At 71.0% G+C, this 22,304-nt stretch carries 20 protein-coding genes; 15 read left to right on the forward strand and 5 right to left on the reverse strand.

Annotated features, from left to right (window positions below; translation table 11 throughout):
* Positions 1-332: 332 nt before the first annotated feature.
* A complete protein-coding gene (locus FXF51_RS28865) occupies positions 333-1,139 on the reverse strand; it encodes an AraC family transcriptional regulator (protein WP_148437815.1) in 807 nt (268 codons plus the stop codon).
* 103 nt (positions 1,140-1,242) lie between these two features.
* Here FXF51_RS28865 and FXF51_RS28870 point away from each other — a divergent pair, with 103 nt between their 5' ends.
* The gene (locus FXF51_RS28870) at positions 1,243-1,953 is read left to right on the forward strand and encodes an alpha/beta fold hydrolase (RefSeq protein ID WP_148437816.1); all 711 of its coding nucleotides are present in this window, start codon (positions 1,243-1,245) and stop codon (positions 1,951-1,953) included.
* 579 nt (positions 1,954-2,532) lie between these two features.
* On the opposite strand, the gene FXF51_RS28875 is transcribed toward FXF51_RS28870, so the two are convergent.
* Positions 2,533-2,739 carry a DUF397 domain-containing protein gene (locus FXF51_RS28875; protein WP_222871514.1) on the reverse strand — a complete coding sequence of 69 codons (207 nt, stop codon included), beginning with the start codon at positions 2,737-2,739 and terminating at the stop codon, positions 2,533-2,535.
* The gene (locus tag FXF51_RS28880) at positions 2,727-3,542 is read right to left on the reverse strand and encodes a helix-turn-helix domain-containing protein (protein ID WP_187414621.1); all 816 of its coding nucleotides are present in this window, start codon (positions 3,540-3,542) and stop codon (positions 2,727-2,729) included. The genes FXF51_RS28875 and FXF51_RS28880 overlap by 13 nt, the downstream gene beginning before the upstream one ends.
* Positions 3,543-3,684: 142 nt before the next feature.
* On the opposite strand from FXF51_RS28880, the gene FXF51_RS28885 reads away from it, so the two are divergent.
* The 8 genes from FXF51_RS28885 (at position 3,685) to FXF51_RS28920 (ending at position 11,947) form a co-directional block, all read left to right on the forward strand.
* Complete coding sequence (locus tag FXF51_RS28885) at positions 3,685-4,203, forward strand: ATP-binding protein (RefSeq protein WP_187414622.1); 519 nt, start codon at positions 3,685-3,687, stop codon at positions 4,201-4,203.
* 145 nt (positions 4,204-4,348) lie between these two features.
* Positions 4,349-5,248 (forward strand): LLM class flavin-dependent oxidoreductase, encoded by a 900-nt coding sequence (locus tag FXF51_RS28890; RefSeq protein WP_222871515.1) that lies wholly within the window; start codon positions 4,349-4,351, stop codon positions 5,246-5,248.
* 31 nt (positions 5,249-5,279) lie between these two features.
* Entirely contained in the window at positions 5,280-5,771 is a 492-nt protein-coding gene (locus tag FXF51_RS28895) for a cupin domain-containing protein (RefSeq protein ID WP_148437820.1), read from the forward strand.
* A complete protein-coding gene (locus FXF51_RS28900) occupies positions 5,771-6,412 on the forward strand; it encodes an ArsR/SmtB family transcription factor (RefSeq protein WP_148437821.1) in 642 nt (213 codons plus the stop codon). Before FXF51_RS28895 ends, FXF51_RS28900 begins: the two co-directional genes overlap by 1 nt.
* 45 nt (positions 6,413-6,457) lie before the next feature.
* Entirely contained in the window at positions 6,458-6,805 is a 348-nt protein-coding gene (locus FXF51_RS28905) for a hypothetical protein (RefSeq protein ID WP_148437822.1), read from the forward strand.
* 14 nt (positions 6,806-6,819) lie between these two features.
* Positions 6,820-7,200: a hypothetical protein gene (locus tag FXF51_RS28910; protein WP_148437823.1), complete on the forward strand. Its 381-nt coding sequence runs from the start codon at positions 6,820-6,822 to the stop codon at positions 7,198-7,200.
* 90 nt (positions 7,201-7,290) lie between these two features.
* Positions 7,291-7,680 carry an effector-associated constant component EACC1 gene (locus tag FXF51_RS28915; protein ID WP_148437824.1) on the forward strand — a complete coding sequence of 130 codons (390 nt, stop codon included), beginning with the start codon at positions 7,291-7,293 and terminating at the stop codon, positions 7,678-7,680.
* Positions 7,664-11,947, forward strand: coding sequence for a caspase, EACC1-associated type (locus tag FXF51_RS28920; RefSeq protein ID WP_148437825.1), 4,284 nt, complete (start codon positions 7,664-7,666; stop codon positions 11,945-11,947). Before FXF51_RS28915 ends, FXF51_RS28920 begins: the two co-directional genes overlap by 17 nt.
* Here FXF51_RS28920 and FXF51_RS28925 read toward each other — a convergent pair.
* Positions 11,944-14,169: an MMPL family transporter gene (locus tag FXF51_RS28925; RefSeq protein ID WP_148437826.1), complete on the reverse strand. Its 2,226-nt coding sequence runs from the start codon at positions 14,167-14,169 to the stop codon at positions 11,944-11,946. The two genes, FXF51_RS28920 and FXF51_RS28925, sit on opposite strands and share 4 nt — an antisense overlap.
* Before the next feature lie 99 nt (positions 14,170-14,268).
* Here FXF51_RS28925 and FXF51_RS28930 point away from each other — a divergent pair, with 99 nt between their 5' ends.
* Positions 14,269-14,796: a TetR/AcrR family transcriptional regulator gene (locus FXF51_RS28930; protein WP_148437827.1), complete on the forward strand. Its 528-nt coding sequence runs from the start codon at positions 14,269-14,271 to the stop codon at positions 14,794-14,796.
* On the opposite strand, the gene FXF51_RS28935 is transcribed toward FXF51_RS28930, so the two are convergent.
* The gene (locus tag FXF51_RS28935) at positions 14,793-15,890 is read right to left on the reverse strand and encodes an ROK family transcriptional regulator (protein WP_148437828.1); all 1,098 of its coding nucleotides are present in this window, start codon (positions 15,888-15,890) and stop codon (positions 14,793-14,795) included. The two genes, FXF51_RS28930 and FXF51_RS28935, sit on opposite strands and share 4 nt — an antisense overlap.
* Before the next feature lie 104 nt (positions 15,891-15,994).
* On the opposite strand from FXF51_RS28935, the gene FXF51_RS28940 reads away from it, so the two are divergent.
* The 5 genes from FXF51_RS28940 (at position 15,995) to FXF51_RS61025 (ending at position 22,290) form a co-directional block, all read left to right on the forward strand.
* Positions 15,995-17,224 (forward strand): Gfo/Idh/MocA family protein, encoded by a 1,230-nt coding sequence (locus tag FXF51_RS28940; RefSeq protein ID WP_148437829.1) that lies wholly within the window; start codon positions 15,995-15,997, stop codon positions 17,222-17,224.
* On the forward strand, positions 17,221-18,456 hold the full coding sequence (locus FXF51_RS28945; protein WP_148437830.1) for an ABC transporter substrate-binding protein: 1,236 nt from the start codon (positions 17,221-17,223) through the stop codon (positions 18,454-18,456). The genes FXF51_RS28940 and FXF51_RS28945 overlap by 4 nt, the downstream gene beginning before the upstream one ends.
* Positions 18,453-19,364, forward strand: coding sequence for a carbohydrate ABC transporter permease (locus FXF51_RS28950; protein WP_222871516.1), 912 nt, complete (start codon positions 18,453-18,455; stop codon positions 19,362-19,364). Before FXF51_RS28945 ends, FXF51_RS28950 begins: the two co-directional genes overlap by 4 nt.
* Positions 19,354-20,160, forward strand: a complete 807-nt coding sequence (locus FXF51_RS28955) for a carbohydrate ABC transporter permease (protein ID WP_222871517.1) — start codon at positions 19,354-19,356, stop codon at positions 20,158-20,160. The genes FXF51_RS28950 and FXF51_RS28955 overlap by 11 nt, the downstream gene beginning before the upstream one ends.
* 84 nt (positions 20,161-20,244) lie before the next feature.
* Positions 20,245-22,290, forward strand: a complete 2,046-nt coding sequence (locus tag FXF51_RS61025) for a hypothetical protein (protein WP_187414623.1) — start codon at positions 20,245-20,247, stop codon at positions 22,288-22,290.
* The last annotated feature ends 14 nt before the right edge of the window (positions 22,291-22,304 follow it).

The raw sequence follows: 22,304 nt of genomic DNA on the forward strand, positions 1-22,304 counted from the left end.
TACGCGCCAATCGAGGGCTCGGGCCCCTGCCTCCCAGGGGCTCCGCCCCTTCGACCCCGCAACTGCTCGGTCCTCGCTGATCGCTCGGGCGTCCTTCCAAACCCAGCCCGCCCCAATCCCATTTACCGGGCTGGCCGTTGGGAGCCCGCCCCGAAGACAACGGGACTTCGCCTTCGGCTCGGGCTGCGCCTATCCGCGGCTCGCGGCTTCGCCGCAAGCCCCGGGGCGAGAGGGCTTTCCAGCCCCCTCGCGCTCCCCCGAGCCGTCACCAGCTCCCCCTCAGAGGCACATCCACCCATCACCATGGCCTACTGAGTTGCCCGTTGCCTGAGTCACTCCGCTGAGAGGCCAGACCCGCGAGCGCCCGCCCGATAGCGGCCCGGAGTCGTCCCCATGACGTTGCTGAACGCCGCGATGAAACTGCTGGGATTGGCCCACCCGCAGGCATACGCGGTCTGAGTGGTGTCATGACCATCGCCGAGAAGCACGAGCGCATGGTAGATACGCAGTTGCGTGCGCCACTCATAGAAGGTCATGCCGAGCTCATCACGAAACAGGCGGCTGAGAGTGCGTGCACTGGCTCCGATCGCCTTCCCCAGTTCGGCCAGCGTGGCGTTCTCCGCAGGATTCTCGTCCAACATCCTGGCGACGGCCCGCAGCCGGTCGTCCCGTGGCTCCGGCAGGTGCAGCGCCTGCTCGTGCGCTTCGCGGAGCTCATCGACAAGCACGCGAAGCAGGCGCGAGCGCGCAGAGCGGCTGTAAGCAGGCGCGGTGTCGTCGTAGTTGCCAGGGCCGGTCAGGGCGAGCAGGACCTCGCGGGCGAGGCCGGAGGCCAGGAACACGGCGGGACGGTCGGGGATGAGCCGGGCGAGGGACGGCGCGAGAAAGACGATCCGCATGTCCGTGTCGCCATGGGCGCGGTGCTGGTGAGTGAACCCGGCGGGCGTCCAGGCAACCCGGTTGGCCGGAACGATCGACGTGCCGCGCTCGGTGTGCACGGTCAGGACGCCACTGGCCGCGTACACCAGGTGTCCTCTTGCGTGCGTCTGCGCTGGGCTCGTCTCGCCGGAGGGCCAGAGGTGACGCCCGCCGGAGGGCCACAGGTGCGACGTCTGACGAGGTTGGCGGCGAAAGGGCATCGGTTGGCATCTTATCGGTAGCAAGCCAAACCCAGCGCTGGCGAGACTTGCCTGCATGCGAAGCGGTAGCCGACCGGACCGCTCGCGACCGAAGGAGAGACACATGGCAACGTTCGTCCTCGTGCCCGGCGGCTGGCACGGCGCCTGGTCGTTCGAGACGGTGATCCCGCTGCTGGAACGCGCCGGACATGCCGTTCACGCCCTGACCCTGACCGGTCTGCGTCCGGAAGACGACGAGGCGGCGGTCGCGGCCGCCAACCTCGACACGCACGCCGACGACGTGCTGCGGCTCCTGGATCGCGCCCGCCTCACCGACGCGACGCTGGTCGGCCACAGCTACGGCGGGATGGTGATCGCCGCCGCCGCCGATCGTGCCGGTGGCCGGGTCTCGCGGCTGGTGCATCTCGACGCCTATGTGCCGCGCGACGGCGAGTCGTGCTGGTCGGCGACGACCGAGCGCTACCGGGAGGTGTTCGCCGCCGGGGCCGCGAGCACCGGTTACGCCGTCCTCCCGCCGGCCGGTGGCGATCCCCGGCGGCGGCCTCATCCGCTCGCCTCGTTCTTGCAGGCGGTCCGGCTCACGGGCGGGCTGGCCCGGGGCTCCCGGCGGGAGTTCGTCTACTGCTCGGGGTGGGAGGACCGGACGCCGTTCGCTGAACTCCGCGCCCGGCTCCAGGCCGATCCCGAGTGGCAGGTTCACGACCTCCCCACCGGACACAACGCCATGCGTGAGGACCCTGAGGCGGTCGCCGCGCTGCTGCTCCGGAAACCCACCGCGGATGTGTCGACGCGCGGACAGCAGGCGTGCCATTGAGGATTCCTGCATGCGTACTCACAGCTCTTGCCCGCTCGTTTCCGATGCACCGTTGGGAGCCCGCTCCGAGCGGTCTTCTCTAATTACGCCCGCCGACCCCGGGGCGCGACAGCCATCGCAAGCCCTACTGCGACCCTGCCATTTTCTAGCCCGCTTCGCTGAGCTCCAGCATCACATAAGCATGTGACCCGTGCGCGTCAGCCGTGAGCACCTCCAACAACTCCGAATGCTGTTCCTTCGGAAATGAGGCGAGCAGGTTTGTCGGGCCCGCGTAGAGAGAAACCTCGTTCCTTCTGGCTGACCAACCGCGTGTGAGACATTTGAACATCGCATCCGAGAGAGCTCATGAGCGCACATAACGCCCCGACAGAATCTTTTCACACCACACCTGATCCGCGACATCGAGGCGATTCAATGTCGCCCACTGTGCCAAACCGTCGACCGGACGAAGTCGTCCGCCGTTCCGGCCCCATGGCCTCGGAAGACGGAAGTCAGTGGACCATGGCCCACGAGCCGCAGGTAGAAGCCGAGGTCGTCGGCATGCCGGCACCGCTCGACGACCTCGGCCGACCGTTGTTGTCAGATGTCGAACTCGCCTCGGCCGGCGCCCTTCAAGAACGCCTTCCACTCACCAGGGGTGAAAATCAGCGCGGGCCCCTGCGGGTTCTTGCTGTCCCGGACAGCAACGATGCCGGGCAGGTTGGTGGCGACTTCCACGCACTGCCCGTTGTCGCCACTGGCAGTAGCCTTGCGCCACTCGGCTTCGTCGAGGTTCACCTGGTCCATTTTCCGATCGCATCCTCTATCGCCTGCTGCGTATCAAATCTCGGCTGCGCATCCGCTCTGATGCGGTCATATCTCTGCTTGAGCTGCACGACGGCGTCATGGTCCGCAGTCACCTGGCCGGACAGAACCGAGTCGGCCGAGACGACTTCCGAGCCGTCCCGCAGCCGCGCCAAGGCGAATGCGCTCATCATGCCAGGGACACAGCCAGCCACGACAGGGACCAGTTGGACAGTGATCTGTGGATGCCTGGTCAGTTCGAGCAGGTAACGCAGTTGGGCCGCCAGGATGTCGGCCGTGCCGATCGGGCGATGCAGTACGCCTTCGTCCATGAGGGCGAGGAAGGTCGGCGGGCATGCGCCGTCGAAGATGGAGATCCGCCGGATGCGCGCTTCGACCCGCTCCTCCACACGGTCGGGAGCGGAGCCGGTCTGGAAAATCGCGCGCGCATAGTCGGGAGTTTGCAGGATGCCCGGGATCAGCAACGGATCCCACGATTGCAGGATCACCGCGCGGGGTTCGATCTCTTCCACCCAGCGGGCGAACCAGCCAAGGGTGGGCGACTGGGCGATCCTCGTGAACAGGGCAACGAAGTGCCCGTCAAGGCCGAAGGTTCTGTCGGCTTCCTCGGCGATATCTACGGTGGGGGCGCGCCGGCCGGTCTCGATATGGCTGATGAGCGACTCATGACAGCGCATTCGCAGCGCCAGCGCGGCCTGCGTCATTTTTGCTGATTTACGATATTCGGTCAAATCATGGGCGAAGCGGGCACGGGGTGACATCGAGTCGCCGGGGGCTGCCTGCATGACGTCTCCGCGGTGGTGAGCAGGACAGAACTCCTTCATTACGGTACTGCGACGCCGAGACGACGATCAATACAGAGAGTATGTATTTCTTTGTCGGCCAGATTTCATGACGTTGACCAGTGTGCGGGCAGCGCGAGCATCCATGCTGAGAGCCGACACGTTCGATCACGACAGCCTACGTGTCTCGAAAATCGCACACAATCATGGGGAAGTCGGTGATTTCATGTCAGTACCGGCCTTTTTCGCATCGATGCCGGACGTCGCCCGCTGGCAGGGCACAACGCTGCGGCGAAGCAAAGAAACACCATGTCAGGCCCGGAGAATGCTCCGGCGGTGGCTAGGCGATGTCGACCCTGATCTGCGCTACAACGCGGTGCTGGTCGCCTGCGAACTGGTGACCAACGTCATCCGGCATGTCCCGGCCGGGGATCAGCGCAACTGGGTCGAGGTCCGGCTCGGCACCGCCGACGACTTCATCCGGCTGAAGGTGATCGATCCAGGAACGCCCCATCGCGAGCCTCGCTTTGAGCCGCTGAACCCGGGCTCGATGCGGCAATCGGGCCGGGGCCTGAGCTTGGTGGCGAGCTTGGCGATTCGCTGCGGCACCCATCTCACCGATGGTGAGCACCGCGTAGTGTGGGCCGACCTGCCATGGTCCTGATCTCCTGGAAGATTCTTCCTCGGCCGTCCCGACCAGGGAGCGGACCACAACCTCAGAGCCACAACGCCCCACCGTCATCACTCGTCCATCTCCGGCGGGCGCGTGAGACTGGACGCGCCGCCATGGCTGAGTTATGCGGTGGTGCATGACAGAAACCACCATGGACCGCTTCGCCGTCTCCCTCCCCCAGCAGATCCCCGACGCCACATTCGACCCGGCAGCCTTCCGCGCCTACCTGCGCCGCGCCGAGGACCTCGGCTTCCACAGCGCCTGGACCCGCGAGGGCACGCTCAACCCCGTCCCCACCCTCGGCCCGACCGAGGTCATGACGTACGCCGCGGCCTGCACCGAACGCCTGCGCCTCGGCTGCGCCATCTACGTCAGCGTCGTGCACAGCCCGCTGCATCTGGCCAAGAGCCTCAGCACCCTCGACCAGCTCAGCCGGGGACGTCTGGAGGTGGGGTTCGGGCTGGGCTCCAGGGACCTGCTGGCGTCCTTCGGCGTCTCCCCCGAGGGATTCGTGACGCGCTTCACCGAGGGCATCGAGCTGATGAAGGCGTGCTGGAGCGAGCCGAAGGTGGCCTTCCACGGGCGGTTCTTCGAGGTGGAGACGGCCATGGAGCCGAAGGCGTACCAGAAGCCGCATCCGCCGGTCTGGCTGGGCGGGCATCAGCCAGCCGCGATCAGGCGGGCGGTCCGGTACGGCGACGGTTTCATCGGCGCGGGCGGGGCCACCACGGACGCGTTCGCCGGGCAGGTGCGCATGCTCAGAGCGGAGCTGGAGCAGGCCGGGCGCGATCCGGCGAGCTTCCGGGTCGCCAAGCGTGTCTACGTGTCGGTGGGTGCGGAGGCAAGGCTCGAAGGGCCGCTGTCCCGCATGTACGGCAGCGCCGACATGCTGGTCAGCGGACCGCCCGACGCATGCGCGCAGGGGTTGGCCGAGGTGCTGCGGGCGGGCGCGGACCTGGTGCTGCTGGATGCGATGTCCGACGAAGCAGAACAGCTCGAACGGCTGGCGGCGGAGGTGCTTCCGTCGCTATTCTAAGGTTCCTTAGAAAGCTGGAGGAGCTGAGAGCATGTCCTATCCCGAGCCCCGCTACTTCGCCGAGGAAGGCGAGCACAGCGGCACCTTCGCCCTGGCCGGCCGCACCCCCGACCTGAAGGTCGGCACCAACACCGAGGTCCACTACCTGGCGACCGGCGGCTCCACCAACGGCGCCTACGGGCTCTACCGCTGGGAGATGGGCCCGAAGCCGGGCGGTCCCGGGGCGCACTTCCACCGCACCATGACGGAGTCGTTCTACGTCCTGTCCGGCACCATCAGGCTCTTCAACGGCGACAAGTGGGCGGACGGCAAGCCGGGTGACTTCCTGTTCGTGCCCGAGGGCGGGGTGCACGCGTTCCGCAACGAGTCGGGCGAGCCGGCCACGATGCTGATCCTGTTCACGCCTGGCGCGCCGCGGGAGTCGTACTTCGAGGAGCTCGCCGCGATCGCCGAGAGCGGCAGGCAGCTCACCCCCGAGGAGTGGACCGACGTATACCTGCGCCACGACCAGTACATGGTCTGATGTTCCCGGAGGAGCCGATCTACGCGCAGCTCGCCCGCATCGGCAAGGCGCTGGCCAGCCCCGTTCGCCTGCGGCTGCTGGACGTGCTCGACCAGCGAGAGCGCACCGTGGAGGAGCTGGCGCGGGCGGCCGGGATTCCGCTCAAGAACACCTCCGCCCAGCTTCAGCAGCTCCGCGCCGCACAGCTCGTGACGAGCAGGCGTGAGGGCACGCACGTCTACTACCGGCTGGCGGACGAGGGGGTGTCGCGGTTCCTCGGGGAGTTCCAGGCGTTCGCGGACGGGCGGCTGGCCGATCTGCGTGAGGCCGTGCGCGCCCGGCTGGGGAGCCTCGAAGGGGTGACCGCGGAGGAGCTGGCCGCGCGGCTGGAGGATCCCGGCACGGTCGTGGTGGACGTGCGCTCGGCGGCCGACTACGCGGCCGGTCACGTGCCGGGGGCGATCTCGGTGCCCGTCGACGAGCTGCTGAGCCGGCTGGGCGAGTTGCCGACCGATGCCGAGATCGTGGCGTACTGCGGAGGGCCGTACTGCGTGGTGTCTCCCGAGGCGGTGCGGCAGCTGCGCGAGCACGGGTACGACGCCCGGCCGCTGGACGGCGGTCTTCTCGGTTGGCGACGCACCGGAAAACGATTGGCACGTTGAGTGATCGCAGCCTTACCGTGAGCAATGGAACTCATGGAAGGAGGCATGGTGCAGCACATTCGACGAGCCACCACGGCCGGCCTGCTCACGCTCCTGTCGCTGAGCGGCCTGCTCCCCGCCGGAGCCGCACAGGCACAAACACAGGCACAGGCACAGGCCAGGCGTCTGTACGACTTCGGCGCCCAAGGCGTGATCATCTGGAGTGAGCCCAGGGCCGGGTCGGGCCGTAACGGGCTCGGCTACGCGGGCCAGGGCTTCGAGTCGGACCGGTCGGAGGAGCACGGGCTCTACCGGTGCGACAACTTCGAGAGCACCCTGTGGCACCACGGCACGAACGCGACCACCGGCATCGTCGGCTGGGTCCCCGCCTGCAACCTCGCCGACCCCGACTGACGGAGACACCGCCGATGATCCGCCACACCGCCGCCCTCGCCGCCGCACTCACCCTCACCCTCCCCGGCACCGCCCACGCGGCCGGTCCGAACCGCCTGCCCATGACTCTCGCTCAGAACGGCCTGCGCTCAGCCCCCGCCCACGCGGCCGGTTCGAACGCGCTGCCTCCGATCCTCACTCCCACCTACACCTGCGACTCCGTCCGCGGCGATCCCGGCCGCACGGTGCTGTTCGGCGGCTGCGCGGCCTCGCTGGGCGCCGTGACCAACGGCGACTTCACCGGCGAGGCGTTCGGGTTCGCCCGCGACGTCGCGCTCAGGATCAAGTGCACGGGCGGCGGCACGGCCGACGTTCCCGGCGAGGTCGCCCTCCAGGACTGCGCCCGGGTCGGCTGACCGCTCAGGCGCACGCCCTTCCGGGACAGTGCCCGGGAGGGCGTCGCGCGGTAGATTCCGGTTACCGGACTGCAGGAACGGGGGGCGCGCGTGACCGTCCAACTGCGTATCGAAGGTGACAATCCCGGCGACGACCTGCGAGATCTCTACGCCTGGCTGGGCGAGGAGCCAGAGCTGCGCGGCAGGGTGCGGATCATCGAGGCCCCGCCCGAGCCGGGCGCCCTGGGCGCCGCCCCCGACGTGCTGAACCTGCTGCTGGGCGCCGGCGGCGGGCTGGCCACGGCGGCCACGGTGCTGGTCGCCTGGCTGGGCACGCGGCGCGGTGAGGTGAGCGTCAAGGCCAGCCGCGGCGACCAGTCGGTGGAGCTGACGGCGAAGGGCGTCAAGGCCGTGGACGCGGCGAGCGCCAGGGACCTGGCCGCCGAGCTGGTGCGCATGCTGGAAGCAGCCCCCGGCGAGCCCGATGAGACCGCCGGGTGAGCCGCCGGAGCTGCTGCTGTCTCGGCCGGGCACGCGGGTGCTGCTGGCCGGGTCCGGTTCGTACGTGGCGGGCTCGCGGCTGACTCCTGTCCCTGCGGTCGAGCGGACGGTCGCCGACCTCGGGCGGTTCCTGGTTGAGCGGGCGGGGCTGGCGGAATCCGGGCTGACCGTCCTCGTCGATCCGGGGGACCCGAAGGAGTTCGGCGCGGCGCTGGTGTCGGCGGCGGAGGGCGCCGAGGACGTGCTGGTCCTGTACTACGTCGGCCACGGCCTGGTCAGCCCGCGTGGCGAGCTGCACCTGGCCACCCGCGCCACCGTGGACCTGACCAAGGGCATCCCGGGCCACCAGGCGCTGCCGTACTCGACGGTGGCCGAGGTGCTGTCCGGCTGCCGCGCGCCGCTCGTGCTGGTGGTGCTGGACTGCTGCTTCGCCGGGCGGGCCGACGGGGTGCGACCGGCGCTCGACGAGGCGTTCGCCGCCACCCAGCAGGGCGGCTACCTGCTGACCGCCGCCGGGCGGGACAAGCGCGCGTGGGCGCCGGAGGGCGCGGAGCACACCGCGTTCTCGGGGGCGCTGATCAGGGTGCTGGCCGAGGGGGATCCGGCGGCGGGGCCGTACCTGGGGGTGGAGGAGGCGTATCAGGCGGTGGCGCGGCTGCTGACGGAGCAGCGCTTACCGGCCCCGCGCAGGCAGTCGGGCTGGCCCGCCAGGGTGCGCCCGCTGGTGGCGAACGTCGCGGGGTCCGGGGCGCACGGCGAGTTCAGCCCGTATCGGGGGCTGGGGGCGTTCGGGCCGCAGGACGCCGCGTTCTTCTTCGGCCGCGCCGAGCTGACCAGGAACCTGGCGGACCGGGTGGCCGCGCAGGTGTCCGCAACGGAGCCGCTGATCGTGGTGGGCCCGTCGGGGGCGGGCAAGACGTCGCTGCTGCGCGCCGGTCTGGTGCCGCTGCTGGAGCGGGCGGCGGGCACCAGCGTCATGGTGTTCGCGCCGGGCGGGGACCCGGTCGGCGCGCTGGCCTCCCGGCTGGCGTCCCTGGACCGCTTCCACCCCGCCGACCTGCGGGAGGCGCTCCTCGAAGACCCGGGCAGGCTGCGCGAGCTGCTCTCCGAGGCGCGTCCTGGAGAGCGGGTGATCGTGGTCGATCAGTTCGAGGAGCTGTTCACGGTGTGTGAGCAGGAGGTGGAGCGTCGGGCGTTCCTGGCGGCGCTGCACGGCGCCTGCTCCGAAGCGGTGGTCGTGCTCGGGCTGCGGGCCGACTTCTACGGGCGCTGCGTCGCGTACGGGGAGCTGGCGACGGCGCTGGAACGTCCTGTGGTCGTCACCCCCATGACCACCGGCCAGCTCAGGGAGGTCATCGAGCGGCCGGCGGAGCTGGCCGGCCTCACGCTCCAGCCGGGCCTGGCCGACCTGCTGCTGGACGACGTGGGCGCCTCCCTGGCGGCCGGCGGGCCGCGCGGGGTGCTGCCGCTGCTGTCGCACGTGCTGCTGGAGACCTGGCAGCGGCGCGAGGACGGCGTGCTGACGGTGGGCGGCTACCTGGCGACGGGCGGCGTGGGCCGGGCCCTGGCCAACACCGCGGAGACCACGCTGACCGGCCTCGACCTGCCGGGCCAGCAGGCCGCCCGCCGGTTGCTGCCCCGGCTGGTACGGCTGGGCGAGGAGGCCGAGGACACCCGGATGAGGGTGCTGCTGACCGAGCTCGGCGACGACGAGGCGGGGCAGGTGCTGGAGGCGTTCGTCAAGGCCCGGCTGCTCACGGTGGGCGAGGACGCGGTGGAGCTCAGCCACGAGGCGCTGATCAGGGCGTGGCCCCGGCTGCGGGAGTGGATCGACGCCGACCGCGCCGTCCTGCTGGCCAGGCAGCAGCTCGACCACCAGGCCAGGGAGTGGGCGGAGCACGGCGCGGACCCGTCCTATCTGTACAGCGGGACGCGGCTGAGCGCGGCCGAGGAGGCGCGGGCCCGGTGGGAGTCGGATCCGGCCGGTTTCCCGCCGCTGCCCGAGCGTTCGGCGCGGTTCCTGGCGGCCAGCGGCGAGGCCCGCCGCCGGGCGGTCCGCGCCAGGCGGCGCGGCGTGGCGGCCGTGGTCGTGGCCACGGTGCTGGCCCTGGTCGCGTCGGTGAGCGTCGCGGTCGTCACCACGCGGGTCGCCCGGGAGTCGGAGGTCAGGCGGCTGGAGGCGCTGTCGCAGAAGGTCTCCGCGCGGAGCCGGGACGTGGCGGAGAGCGACCCCAACCTGTCCAGGCAGCTCGCGCTGGCGGCCTACACGTTGTCGAGGACGCCGGACACGGCCGACGACCTGGCCAGGTCGGTGGCAGATCCCCGCATGGACGCCCTGCCGGGATTCGGCCAGGCCACCGGAGGGCTCGCATCCGGGACGCTGGACGGCGTCCCGGTGATCGTGGCCGGCCTGTCGGGCGGTTCCGGCGCGGGCAGCGAGGTGCGCGTGTACGACACCACGACCGGCGGCACGCTGCGCGCGATGGAGCTGACCACGACCGTGACGGACGTGGCCTGGGCGGAGATCGGAGGCGTCCCGATGATCCTGGCCGCCGGCCACAGCGACCTGCGCGTGTGGGAGGCCCGCACGGGGCGGCTGCGCTGGCACGCCGAGATCGGCCCAGGGCTGATCGACATCGCCTTGGGCGAGGTGAACGGGGTCACGGCGGTCGCGGCGGGCTTCAGGCGCGGGGTCGCGGTCCTGGCCGCGGCCTCGGGGCGGCGGCTGCGCATGATCCCCGTGCCCGCCCTGCTCGGCAACGTGACCTTCGACCGGCTCGACGGCACGCCCGCGATCGTGACGGGCCACGACAACGGCGAGGTCCGGATCTGGAACGCCATCACCGGCAAGCCGATGCGGAAGCTGGGCCCCTCGCCGGAGCCGGGGCCCACGCTCGTGGCCACGGGACGGCTCAACGGCACGACCGTCATCGCCTCGCGCACCGAGACCGGTCCCAGCAGCTCCATGGTGAGTGTCTGGGACGCCGCCACCGGCGCCCGGCTGCGCAGCATCCGGCTCGGCACGGCGTCGGGGTCACTGGCCGTGGGGTCGCTCGACGGCGCGCTCGCCGTCGTGACCGGAGAGAACTACACGACCATCCACGTCCTGGACGCCGCGACAGGGCGGACGCTGCGCCTGCTCAGCACCGGTGCCGGCCTCTACGACATGGTGGTGGCCCAGCACGGCGGCACCTCCGTGATCATGGCAGGGGACAGCAAGGGCAGGGTGCAGGTCTGGGCGCCCTTCAGCAGCAGGCCGTCCCGCACCATCAGGTCGGACAGGTCGCTGACCGCCACGGCGACGGGACAGGCGGGCGGCGTGCCCGTGGCCGTGACGGCGGACGGCGACAGGATCAAGGTCTACGCCCTGGACAGCGGCAGGCTGCTCACCTCCATGGACGCCAAGGGCACGAGAAGCGTGACCGTCGCTCGGCTCGGCGGCAAGGACGTGATCGCCGAAGCCGGCTCCGACGCCGAACAAGGGCCCCACTTCGTGCGCGTCTGGGACCTGGCCACGGGCGGTCTGCTCCGGAGCATCGACATGGAGATCCCCATGGTCTCGGTGGTGGCCGGAACGGTGAAAGGCGACCTGCTGATCTTGGGTGCCGCCGCCGACGGGGGGATCATCGCCTGGCGGGGCGCGACGGGCAAGCGGCTGTGGCAGGTGGACGCCGGATTCGAGTCGGTCCGCCTGGCCTTCGGCACGCTGGGCGGCTCAACGGTGGTCGTGAGCGGCGGCGACGCCGTGCACATCTGGGACGCCGCCACAGGCAGGCAAGTACGCAGCATGACCGCCGAGCAGCCGGCCTCCGCCGTGACCACGGGGCGGCTCGGCGGCAGGGAGGTCATCGTGTCAGGGCACTACGAGGGCAAGCTGCGGGTCTGGGAGGCGGCCACGGGGCGCTCGCTCGCGGTCATGACGACCGACGGCGATCTGTACTCGGTGGCGATCGGCAGGCTCGGCGACGACGAGGTGATCGTGACCGGCGGCAGCGACAGCACCGTGACCGTCTGGGAGGGGTCCACCGGCAGGCGGCTGCACGCGATACCGACCGGGCCTCTCGTGGATTTCGCCGCGCCGTTCCGGCTGGGCGGCCACGACCTGATCGCGATCAGCGGCTACGGCGCGGTGCTGCAGATCTGGGGCGTCACGTCGCCTACCGCCCCCGTCGCCGCCGCCTGCTCGCGGGTGGTGCGCCCCCTGACCCGCGAGCAGTGGGCGGCGCACGTCGGCGGCGACGAGCCGTACCGCGAGCTCTGCCCCTAGACCCCTGCCGTGACCGGCTCCCGCCGCTCCTGCTCGACGGGCTCGTCCTCCTCGTGCCCCTCCACCGACAGGTTCGGCAGGATGCGGTCGAGCCACCGCGGGCACCACCAGTTGAGCCGCCCGAGCAACACCATCGTGGCCGGCACCAGGAACCCTCTGATGATGGTGGCGTCCACCGCGATGGCCACGGCGAGCCCCACCCCGAACGTCTTCACCATGGCGTCGGGGTAGGCGATGAACGCCACGAACACCGCCACCATGATCAAGGCGGCGGACGTGATGACCCGCCCGGTCGATCCAAGCCCCTCGGCCACGGCCCTGGCGTTGTCACCGTGCCGCAGGTACGACTGGCGCACCACCGTCAGCAGGAACACCTCGTAGTCCATGGACAGCCCGAACAGCACCGCGAACAACATCAGCGGCACGTAGCTCTCGATCGGCACCGAGAAGAAGATCGTCTGCACGAAGGAGGAGTTGACGGGCGGGTCCATGCCCACCAGCCCACTGCCGAGCCCGATGGAGAACACCATGGCCAGCGCCCCGAACGCGGCCCCCAGCGACACCAGGTTCATCACCGCCGCCTTGACGGCGACGATCGGCGCGCGGAAGGCCAGCAGCAGGAGCAGCGCGCTGAGCAGCACCACGACGCCGATGACCAGCGGGGTGCGCTCGTTCATGCGGTCGCCGGCGTCGGTCAGGCCGGCGACCTTGCCGCCGACGTGCACGTCCACGCCGGGCAGGGAGATGGCGCGGACGTCCCTGACGACCTGAGCGGAGCGTTCGTCGCTGGGCGCGTACTCGGGGATGGCCTGGATGAGGACCGAGCGGCCGGAGGTGTTGGCCTTGGGGTCGGCGACGTACTTGACGCCCTCGACGTCCTCGACCTCGCGGGTGAGGTCCTTCACGAGGGGATCGTCGGCGTCGGGCACCTTGGACGGCAGCTCGGCGACGACGATGAGCGGGCCGTTGAAGCCGGGGCCGAAGCCGGTGGCCATTAGCTCGTAGGCGCGCCGCGGCTCGGAGCCCTGCGCGCCGTAGCCCTCGTCGAGCGGGCCGAGTTGCAGCGCCAGGGCGGGGGCGGCGAGCGCGCCGAGGACGATGACGCTGCCGATCAGGGTCCGCCAGGGGCGGCGGGCCACCCAGGCGCCGAGGCCCGCCCAGCCGGTGCCGGCGGCGTGGGAGCCGCCGGCGCTGCGCAGGAGGGGGACCTTGAGGGAGTTGACGCGGTGGCCGAGCAGCCCGAGCAGGGCGGGGACGAGCGTGACGGAGGTGAGCACGGCGGCCACGACCGAGATGCCGGTGACCCAGCCGAGCGTGGCCAGCAGCGGGAACCCGGCGAGCAGCAGCGCGCTCAGCGCGATGATGACGGTGCCGCCCGCGAACACGACGGCCCCGCCGGAGCTGGCCACGGTGCGCCGGACGGACTCGACGACCGGCACCCCGTCGGCGAGCAGGCGGCGGTGGCGGGACAGCAGGAACAGAGCGTAGTCGATGCCGACGCCGAGCCCGATCATCGTGGCCATGATGCCGGCCTGCTTGGGCATGTCCACGACCCAGCCGAGCAGCCCGATGACGCCGAGCCCCGTGGCCACGCTGATCAGCGCGGCGAAGATGGGGACGGTGGCGGCGACGAGCGTGCCGAACGCGAACACGAGCACCAGCAGCGCGCAGATGACGCCGATGATCTCGCTGGGCCCGGTCTTGATCTCCTTGTCGGCCGGGGTCGAGCTGTCGGCGGGCACCACTTCGAGTCCGGCGTCCCGAGCGGGTTCTGCGGCCTTCGACAGCTCCTGAGTGGTCTGGGCGATCTTGTCGCTGTCGTTGCCCTCCATGCGGATCGTGATGAGGCCGATCTGCAGGTTGGAGGAGATGCCGCCGGCGCGGAACGGGGTCTCGACCTTGGTGACGTGCGGCATGGTGCGCAGCCGGTCCATGGCGCGCTCCACCGCCTGCTTGCGTTCGTCCTCGATGAGCGGGCCGTCGGCGGAGTAGAGGAGGAGCTGTACGGTGCCGCCGGTGGCGTAGCCGCTGCCGAAGCCGTCCTTCATCAGGTCGTGGGCGCGTTGCGCGTCGGTGCCGGGGATGCTGGCGTCGCTGTTGGTGGGGCTGGGGAAGGCGAGACTGCCGCCCATCAGGGCGGCGGCGGCGATCACCCAGCTGATCAGTACGATCCAACCGTGCCGCGCGCACCAGCCGCCCAGCCGTCCCAGTAACCGCGTCATCGCTCAGCTCCCACTCGACGCCCGTCCTGTACGGTCGTACAGGACTTACGATAAAACGGGAGTTGTCCGGAAGGCTCGCTCCCGCAGGGAAATGAGACGATGACCACATCATCCGACGACACCCGCACCCGGATCCTGGCGGCAGCCCGCGAGTTGTTCGCCGAGCGCGGTTACGCGGCCACGTCCCTGTCCGACATCGCCGCGGCAGTGGGGCTGACCAAGACCGCGGTCGCCTACCACTTCCATCCGAAGGACCGGCTGGCGCTGGAGCTGCTGTCACCGGTGGCGGGCGACATGCTGGCGCTGCTCGACGCCCCGTACGCGAGCCGCGGCGAGTTCGTCGAGGCGCTGGTGGAGTTCGCGGTGCGCTACCGGTCGGTGATCCGGCTGTTCATGGAGGACCTGGCCGCGGACGACGCCACGACCACGCCCGGCTCGGAGCGGGACCAGATCGCGACGTTCAGGGACACGATCTACGCCAAGCTCGTCGGCGACGACCCCAGCCCCGAGATCAGGCTCAAGAGCTGGGCCCTGCTGGGGGCGCTGCAGTGGGGGGCGGTCAAGACCATGGACCTGCCGGAGGAGCAGGTCCGCGACGTGCTCATGCGGACGGCGAGAGCCTTCTAGAGCCCCAGGATCTCCCGCTCGACGTGGTCGAGCGCGAGGCGGACCGCGCCGATCGCCACCCCCTCGTCGCCGAACGTGGACGCCACCACCTCGGGCGCGCTCACGCACAGCTCGGCCAGGTGCCGGCGCAGCGGTTCGAGCAGCACGTCACCGGCCCGCGCGTACCCCCCGCCGAGCACCAGCAGGTCGGGGTCGATGGCCAGCACCAGGGCGGAGGCCCCGATGGCGAGGTTCTCGGCGTAGCGGTCCACCCGGCGCACGGCCTCGCGGTCGCCCGCCAGCGCCGCCTCGAACACCTCCGCCGCCGAGGCGTCCTTGACCAGCTCGCGGGCGGCGTCCTCCCAGCCGACCTGCCGCAGGGTGCCGATCTCGCCCGCCGCGCCGGAGCGGCCGGGATGCAGCCGGCCGCCGATCAGGATGCCGGCGCCGGCCCGGTGGCCGATCAGCACGTGGACGACGTCCGAAGCGTGCTGGGCGCTGCCGCGCCAGTGCTCGGCGAGCGCGGCCAGGTTCGCGTCGTTGGCGGCCAAGGCGGTGCCCCCGAACCAGCGACCGGCCAGCCCCGCCAGGTCCACGCCCGTCCAGCCGGGCAGGGTGATCGACAGTGACACGCGGCCTGTCCTGTCCACGATGCCGGAGGTGCCCGCCGCGACCGTCCACACTCGTCTGCGTGCCACGCCCGCGCCGTCCACGCAGGCCAGCGCCGTGCGTTCGGCGGCCTCCAGCCGCTCGTGGGCGGCGGCGTCGCCGGAGACCTCGGCCCGCTCCCAGGCGATCACCTCGCCGTTGAGGTCGGCGAGGGCGGCCACGATGGCGTCGCCGCCGACCTCCACGCCCACCACGTAGCCGGCGTCCGCCCTGAACCCGAACCGCCGCGCGGGCCGCCCCATCACGCCCTCGTCGGGCGGCACCTCCCGGACGTATCCGCGCTCGCCCAGCTCGTCGAGCACCGCCTCGACCGTCTGCCTGGACAGACCGGTGACGCGCCCGAGCTGGGTCAGCGTGGCGACGCCCGCGCGGCGCAGCGCTCTGAGCGTGACCTGGGTGTTCACCTTGCGCAGCAGCGACGCGTCACCCGGCCGGAGCTCGGTCACTTATGAGACCCTTTCTCATAACTTCCCTATTGACGGCTACCAGCGTGGATCCTAGCATCGGCCGACATACGTGAATTGGTTACATATGTGGGAGGCGCTCGTACATGGTGACGCTCGCCGTCGTCGGGGCAGGTTCGCGAGGGACCTCCTACGCCCGCCACGCCGTCGAGACCGGCAGGGCCCGGGTGGTCGCGGTGGCCGACCCGCTGGCCGGGCGCCGCGACAGGTTCCCCGAGGCGGCGCCGTACGCGGACTGGCGGGACTTGGCCGCGCTGCCCCGGCAGGCCGACGCGGTGATCATCGCCACGCAGGACCGCGACCACGTGGAGCCCGCGGTGCGCTTCGCGGAACTGGGCTACGACATCCTGCTGGAGAAGCCGATGGCGGTCTCCGAGGACGACTGCCGCGCCATCGTGGCCGCGGCCGAACGGTCGGGGGCGGTGTTCGCGGTGTGCCACGTGCTGCGCTACACCCCGTACACGCGGGCCTTGAAGGCGCTGCTCGACGAGGGACGGATCGGCGAGATCGTCAGCGTCCAGCACCTGGAGCCGGTCGGATGGTGGCACCAGGCGCACTCCTACGTGCGGGGCAACTGGCGGCGGGCCGACGAGTCCACGTTCATGCTGCTGGCCAAGTCGTGCCACGACCTCGACTGGCTGGTGCACCTCACGGGCAAGCAGGTCACCCGCGTCTCCTCGTTCGGCGGTCTGCACCACTTCCGGCCGGAGAACCGGCCGGCGGGCGCCGCGGACCGCTGCCTGGACTGCTCCGTCGAGCCCGGCTGCCCGTACTCCGCCAAGCGCCTCTACCTCCCGCTCGCCGGCGACCACTCCTGGCCGCTGTCCGTGCTCACGGACGACGTCTCCGAGGCGGGCGTGCTGGCGGCGCTCAGGACCGGCCCCTACGGCAGGTGCGTGTACGCCTGCGACAACGACGTGGTCGATCACCAGGTGGTGAACCTGGAGTTCGAGGGCGGCACGACCGCGTCGTTCACCATGACCGGGTTCACGCCCGCGCTGCACCGGCAGACCCGGATCTTCGGCACCCGCGGCTCCATCGACGGCGACGGCGACCGCCTGACCGTCCACGACTTCGTCACCGGCCGTTCCTCCGTCGTCGAGACCCGCCCGAGCGGGGACGGCACGGCCAGGGGCGGGCACGGGGGCGGTGACGAAGCGCTGGTGGAGGCGTTCCTGACGGCGGTAGCCACCCGGGAGCGCGCCCCGATCCTCTCCTCGCCGGCGCAGAGCCTGCACAGCCACCTCATCGCCTGGGCCGCCGAGCGGTCGCGGCTGACCGGCGAGACCGTATCCCTGGAAGGAACCCCCCGATGAGACCCATGTACGCCGCCGCCGCTCTGCTGCTGGGCTTGACGGCCTGCGGGTCGTCCACCCCGCCCGCCACGTCCGCCGCCCCGTCCCGCGGCCCGATCACGTTCCTCGGCGGCAAGTTCGAGGCCGAGTCCGTGCAGAAGATCGTGGACGCCTGGAACACGGCCCACCCCGACGAGAAGGTCAGCGTCGTCCTGCTGCCGGAGAGCGCGGACGAGCAGCGCCGCAAGCTCATCCAGAACGCGCAGACCAAGTCGGACGCCGGAGACGTCATCCTCATCGACGCCGTGTGGACCAGCGAGTTCGCCGCGAACCGATGGGTGGACGAGCTCAAACTGGACACCACCGGCTTCCTGCCCACCACCATCGAGACGGCGAAATACCGCGACAAGCTGTACGCGATGCCGGTCTTCACCGGCACCGGCCTGCTCTACTACCGCACCGACCTGGTCAAGGAGCCGCCCAGGACCTGGGCCGAGATGAAGAAGATCTGCGACGAGGTCCTGCCCGAGCAGAAGGGCATGAGCTGCTATGGCGGCCAGTTCGACAAGTACGAGGGCCTCACCGTGAACTTCTCCGAGGCCGTCGCCTCGGCCGGCGGCGAGCTGCTCGACGCCTCCGGGCAGCCGCAGCTCACCAGCGACGCGGCCAAGCAGGCGGCACGGTTCCTGGCGGACGGGTTCAAGAGCGGGATGATCCCGAAGGAGGCGATCACGTACAAGGAGGAAGAGGGACGGGTCGCCTTCCAGGAGGGCAAGCTGCTCTTCTACCGCAACTGGGCCTACGGCTACGAGGCCGCGCAGAAGACCGACGGCTCCAGCAAGGTGAACGGCAAGTTCGACGTCGCCCCGATCCCCGGGCTCAACGGCCCCGGCGCGGGCACCCTCGGCGGGAACAACCTGGCCGTCTCCGCCTTCTCCAAGCACAAGCAGACGGCTCAGGACTTCGTCGCCTTCATGACCAGCGCCGACCAGATCAAGGCGTTCGCGCAGACCAGCTCGATGCCGGTGCCGCGGACCGCGATCTACGAGGACCCGGCGATGATCGAGAAGTACCCGTACCTGCCCGCGCTGAAGGAGGGCATCCTCGCCGCCAAGCCGCGCCCCAAGGCCGTCAAGTACGGCGACGTGACCGCCGCCATCCAGGAGTCCGCGTACGCCATCGTCACCGGCGCCAAGCCGGTCGAGCAGGGCCTGTCGGAGCTCCAGGCCGCGCTCGGGCCGCTGCTCAAGTGACGCCCCGATCGTCGCGGTGGGCGGCGGCCGCCCTGCTGTCGCCCACCATGCTGGTGCTCGCCCTGGTGGTCTTCTACCCGCTGGTCGCGGCCATGCGGGAGTCGTTCTACGAGAGCGGGCAGCGCCTGGACGCCGACGGGTTCGTGGTCGAGGGCGAGTGGTTCGCCGGGCTGGCGAACTACGCGGGCGTGGTGCAGCAGCGCTTCCTGAACGCCGCCTTCAACACCACGCTCTTCACCGTGGTGACGGTGTCGCTGGAGGTGGTGCTGGGGGTGGCGATGGCACTGGTCATGCAGCGCGCGTTCAGGGGCCGCGCGCTGCTGCGGGCCAGCATCCTCATCCCGTGGGCGGTGCCGACCGCCGTGTCAGGGCTGATGTGGAAGTGGATCTTCCAGGCGGACGGGGTGGCGAACGCGCTGCTCGGCACCGAGATCCTCTGGACGGCCGACGGCCCCTGGGCCAAGCTCGCGGTGATCCTCGCCGACGTGTGGAAGACCGCGCCGTTCGTGGGGCTGCTCGTGCTGGCCGGGCTGCAGATCATCCCCGGCGACGTGTACGAGGCGGCGCGGGTGGACGGGGCCAGGCCGTGGCAGACGTTCTGGCGGATCACGCTGCCGCTGGTCAGGCCCGCCCTGCTGGTGGCCGTGCTGTTCAGGCTCATGGACGCGCTGCGGATCTTCGATCTGCCGTACGTGCTGGTGGGGCCGCGCAAGCAGTCGGTGGAGACGTTGTCCGGCCTGATCTGGGACGAGGCCACCCGAGTGCACTACGGGCCCGCGTCCGCCTACGGGACGGCGTTGTTCGTCTACATCGCGGTGATCGCGTTCGTGTTCGTGAAGCTGCTCGGGGCCGACCTGCTCAGCGACGTGCGGACGCGGCGGCGTGAGGGGAGCGCCCGTGTGGCGTAGGGCGGGAATGATCGGCATCGCGCTGTACTGCCTGGTGCCGTTCTACTGGATGGTGGTGTCGAGCTTACGCCGCACCGCCGACATCTACGACAAGTCACCACTGCCTGCGCCGTGGTCGCTGGAGTCGTACGAGGCGGTCTTCGCCGCCGACATGGGCTTCGGGCAGTCGCTGCTCAACAGCCTCGTCGTGGCGGGCGTCACCACGGCGGTGACGCTGGTCGTCGGCACGCTGGCCGCCTACGCGCTCGCCCGGCTGCACTTCCGGGGCAAGAACGTCGTGCTGGCCCTGGTGATCGCCGTGTCGATGTTCCCCGGGGCGCTGCTCATCGTGCCGCTGCTGGAGCTGTTCACGGCCATCGGGTGGATCAACACGTACCAGGCGATGATCGTGCCGTCGATGTCGTTCGCGCTGCCGCTGACCATCTGGAACCTGACGACGTTCTTCCGGCAGCTGCCGTACGAGCTGGAGCAGGCCGCCATGATCGACGGCTGCTCCGCGATCGCCGCGTTCCGCCGCGTCATGCTGCCCCTGGCCGCGCCGGGCGTCTTCACCACGGCGATCCTGGCGTTCATCGCGACCTGGAACGAGTTCATCATCGCGGTCACCATGATCAACGACCAGGCGCGGCAGACCGCCACCGTCCGCATCGCGCAGTTCACCGGCGCCGCCAAGTTCGACACGCCCTTCGGCACGCAGATGGCCGCCGGCGTGCTGGTCACCCTTCCCCTGGTGCTGCTGGTGCTGTTCTTCCAGCGCAGGATCGTGGCAGGGCTGACGGCGGGGGCACTGAAGTAGCGCATCCGGTCAAGTAGCCCCTCCGGCGGCCCGGCACGCGGAATACTGAAATGCCAGACCTCACCCGTGGGAGGAGGCACGCGGTTGCGCACGTACTTCGAGCCCGAGGAGACGCGGGAGTACGAGGCGACCAGGACCGTCCTCATCAGACGCTGTCTCACCTGGGCGGACGAGCACGGCCGGCCCGCCGACGAGCTGCTGCTCGCCGCCGCCCTCGACGCCCGCCACCACAGCCGCGACGGCCGCCTCGCCTACTGGGACGAGCCGCAGATCAGGCGCTACCTGCTGGCCTGGGTGCCGAAGTACGTGGTGACGCCCAGGGAGATCCTGGAGATCGCGCCGGAGATCCTGCGCACGTTCCTGCACTACCTCGCCGCCGCCGGGCTGCGCGACCCGCGCGGCGCCACGCCGGCGCAGGCCGACGACGCCATCACCAGGGCCGTGCCCGGCTTCCGCGAGGCCCTCGACGACCCCTACCTGCAAGGCGTCGCCAAGTTCTGGGCGCAGACGGCGCTCGACCACGGCAACGACCTGTCCGGCCCCGGCGCGCTGCGCGACTTCAAGCTGGATCTCGACGCCGGCCGCATCCGCTACGACCAGGAAGTGCTCGACCAGCTCCTGGAGGCCCGCCACACCCGTACGGACCTGGACCTGGAGGAGGAACGCGCCCTCCGCCGGCCGCCCGTCGCCCTGCCCGCGCCCGCCGACCTCGCCGAGGACGCCGCCCGCAGCACCACGGTGCGGCGGCTGACCGCGCTGGCCACCTGGGCGGGCGATGCGGGCCGCCCGCTCACCAGGACGGGCAGCCTCACCCTCGCCGACGCCCGCGAGCTGTCCATCCTGCTGGGCACCGGCGAGGAGATGCTCCAGGTGCGCAGCTCCACCGACCTGCCTCAGCTCAGCCTGCTGCTGGCCTGGTGCGAGCTGCTGGGCCAGGTGCGCGTCAGCAGGGGCCGCCTGTTCCAGGTGAGCAAGGCCGCCCCGCTGCTGCGCGACCCGGCCGCGCTGTGGGCGCGCGCCTTCGAGGCGCTCCCCCACCTCGGCGGGTCGATCACCATGAGCAGCCACGCCGCCGTACTCGGCCGCTGCTTCGACGCGGTGCTCCCCGGCGTGCTCGACACCCTGTACGGCATGGCCGACATCCCCGTCGCCCGCCTGGCGGAGACCGTCTGGCTGGCCTGCCAGCAGCACACGCACCTGAACGGGGCGCCCGCGCGGCTCAAGGACCTCTGGCGCCGCCAGACCGCCCTCGACCTGGAACGCGCCTTCCAGGTGCTGGCCGACCTGGGCGCCGTGGACCTCACCCGCGGCCCCGCCGAGCTCTGCGCCGGCGACCTCGACGACGACCGGGCGATGCTCGGCACCGGCGACCGCGGCAGCCAGGCGCTGCTCGGCACCGGCGACCGCGGCGGCCAGGCGCTGCCGCCGGACGCGGTCGAACGGCTGCGCCGCCGCCTCGACGGCCCCGACCTCCTCCTGGCCCGCCTCACCCCGCTGGCCCTGCGCTGCCTGCGCGAACACCTCCTCGCGGAAGGTCGCGACGCCCCGCTGATCGGCGAGCTGGCCACCGCCCCTGCGGCGGAGCTGCTCGGCGTCCTCGCCCAGCATTACCCGCCCAGGGAGGCCGCCGTCGAGCTGAACTCCTGGCTCTCCCACCCGGGCCAGGACCTGGAGGCGCTGCTGCAGGCCATCCGCGACTGCCCGTTCCGCACCCGCGCCGCCGCCATGCTCGCCGTGCTCGCCGACGCGCTCCCCCAGGGTGAGGCCCTCGTCCGCGACCTGCGCCACGACCCCGTACTCGGCCCCACCGCCCTGACCTTCCTGGTGGACGACGGCGAGGTCGACCCCGGAACGCTGGACCAGCACGAGCACCTGCTGCTGGGCGCGGAGAACTTCCTGACCCTCCTGGAGCTCGGCGGGCCTCAGGTCCTCATCGAGCAGCTCAGGTCGATGGCAGGCGGCGGCGCGTACGAGTTCGCGGCGGCGGTGCTCGGCTCGGGCCACCACGACGTCGCCGGGCTGGAGGAGATGCGCGAGCTGGTGGCGGAGCCCCTGCGTGCCCGCCCGTTACGCCTCATCCCCGGCACGGGTTCCGGCACCCGCCCGGCGCGCAGAAGACGCCGGTCGTAGCTCCAGGCCTTCGA

This window comes from Nonomuraea sp. PA05, from assembly GCF_008086045.1.
Classification (GTDB): domain Bacteria; phylum Actinomycetota; class Actinomycetes; order Streptosporangiales; family Streptosporangiaceae; genus Nonomuraea; species Nonomuraea monospora.

Coding starts and splice junctions, on each gene's coding strand:
- FXF51_RS28910 (WP_148437823.1), top strand. CDS start 6,820: ATGATCCGCCACACCGCCGCCCTCGCCGCCGCACTCACCCTCACCCTC.
- FXF51_RS28895 (WP_148437820.1), top strand. CDS start 5,280: ATGTCCTATCCCGAGCCCCGCTACTTCGCCGAGGAAGGCGAGCACAGC.
- FXF51_RS28900 (WP_148437821.1), top strand. CDS start 5,771: ATGTTCCCGGAGGAGCCGATCTACGCGCAGCTCGCCCGCATCGGCAAG.
- FXF51_RS28880 (WP_187414621.1), bottom strand. CDS start 3,542: ATGCAGGCAGCCCCCGGCGACTCGATGTCACCCCGTGCCCGCTTCGCC.
- FXF51_RS28885 (WP_187414622.1), top strand. CDS start 3,685: ATGCTGAGAGCCGACACGTTCGATCACGACAGCCTACGTGTCTCGAAA.
- FXF51_RS28945 (WP_148437830.1), top strand. CDS start 17,221: ATGAGACCCATGTACGCCGCCGCCGCTCTGCTGCTGGGCTTGACGGCC.
- FXF51_RS28865 (WP_148437815.1), bottom strand. CDS start 1,139: ATGCCCTTTCGCCGCCAACCTCGTCAGACGTCGCACCTGTGGCCCTCC.
- FXF51_RS28925 (WP_148437826.1), bottom strand. CDS start 14,169: ATGACGCGGTTACTGGGACGGCTGGGCGGCTGGTGCGCGCGGCACGGT.
- FXF51_RS28870 (WP_148437816.1), top strand. CDS start 1,243: ATGGCAACGTTCGTCCTCGTGCCCGGCGGCTGGCACGGCGCCTGGTCG.
- FXF51_RS28875 (WP_222871514.1), bottom strand. CDS start 2,739: ATGGACCAGGTGAACCTCGACGAAGCCGAGTGGCGCAAGGCTACTGCC.
- FXF51_RS28940 (WP_148437829.1), top strand. CDS start 15,995: ATGGTGACGCTCGCCGTCGTCGGGGCAGGTTCGCGAGGGACCTCCTAC.
- FXF51_RS28890 (WP_222871515.1), top strand. CDS start 4,349: ATGACAGAAACCACCATGGACCGCTTCGCCGTCTCCCTCCCCCAGCAG.
- FXF51_RS28920 (WP_148437825.1), top strand. CDS start 7,664: ATGAGACCGCCGGGTGAGCCGCCGGAGCTGCTGCTGTCTCGGCCGGGC.
- FXF51_RS28930 (WP_148437827.1), top strand. CDS start 14,269: ATGACCACATCATCCGACGACACCCGCACCCGGATCCTGGCGGCAGCC.
- FXF51_RS28905 (WP_148437822.1), top strand. CDS start 6,458: ATGGTGCAGCACATTCGACGAGCCACCACGGCCGGCCTGCTCACGCTC.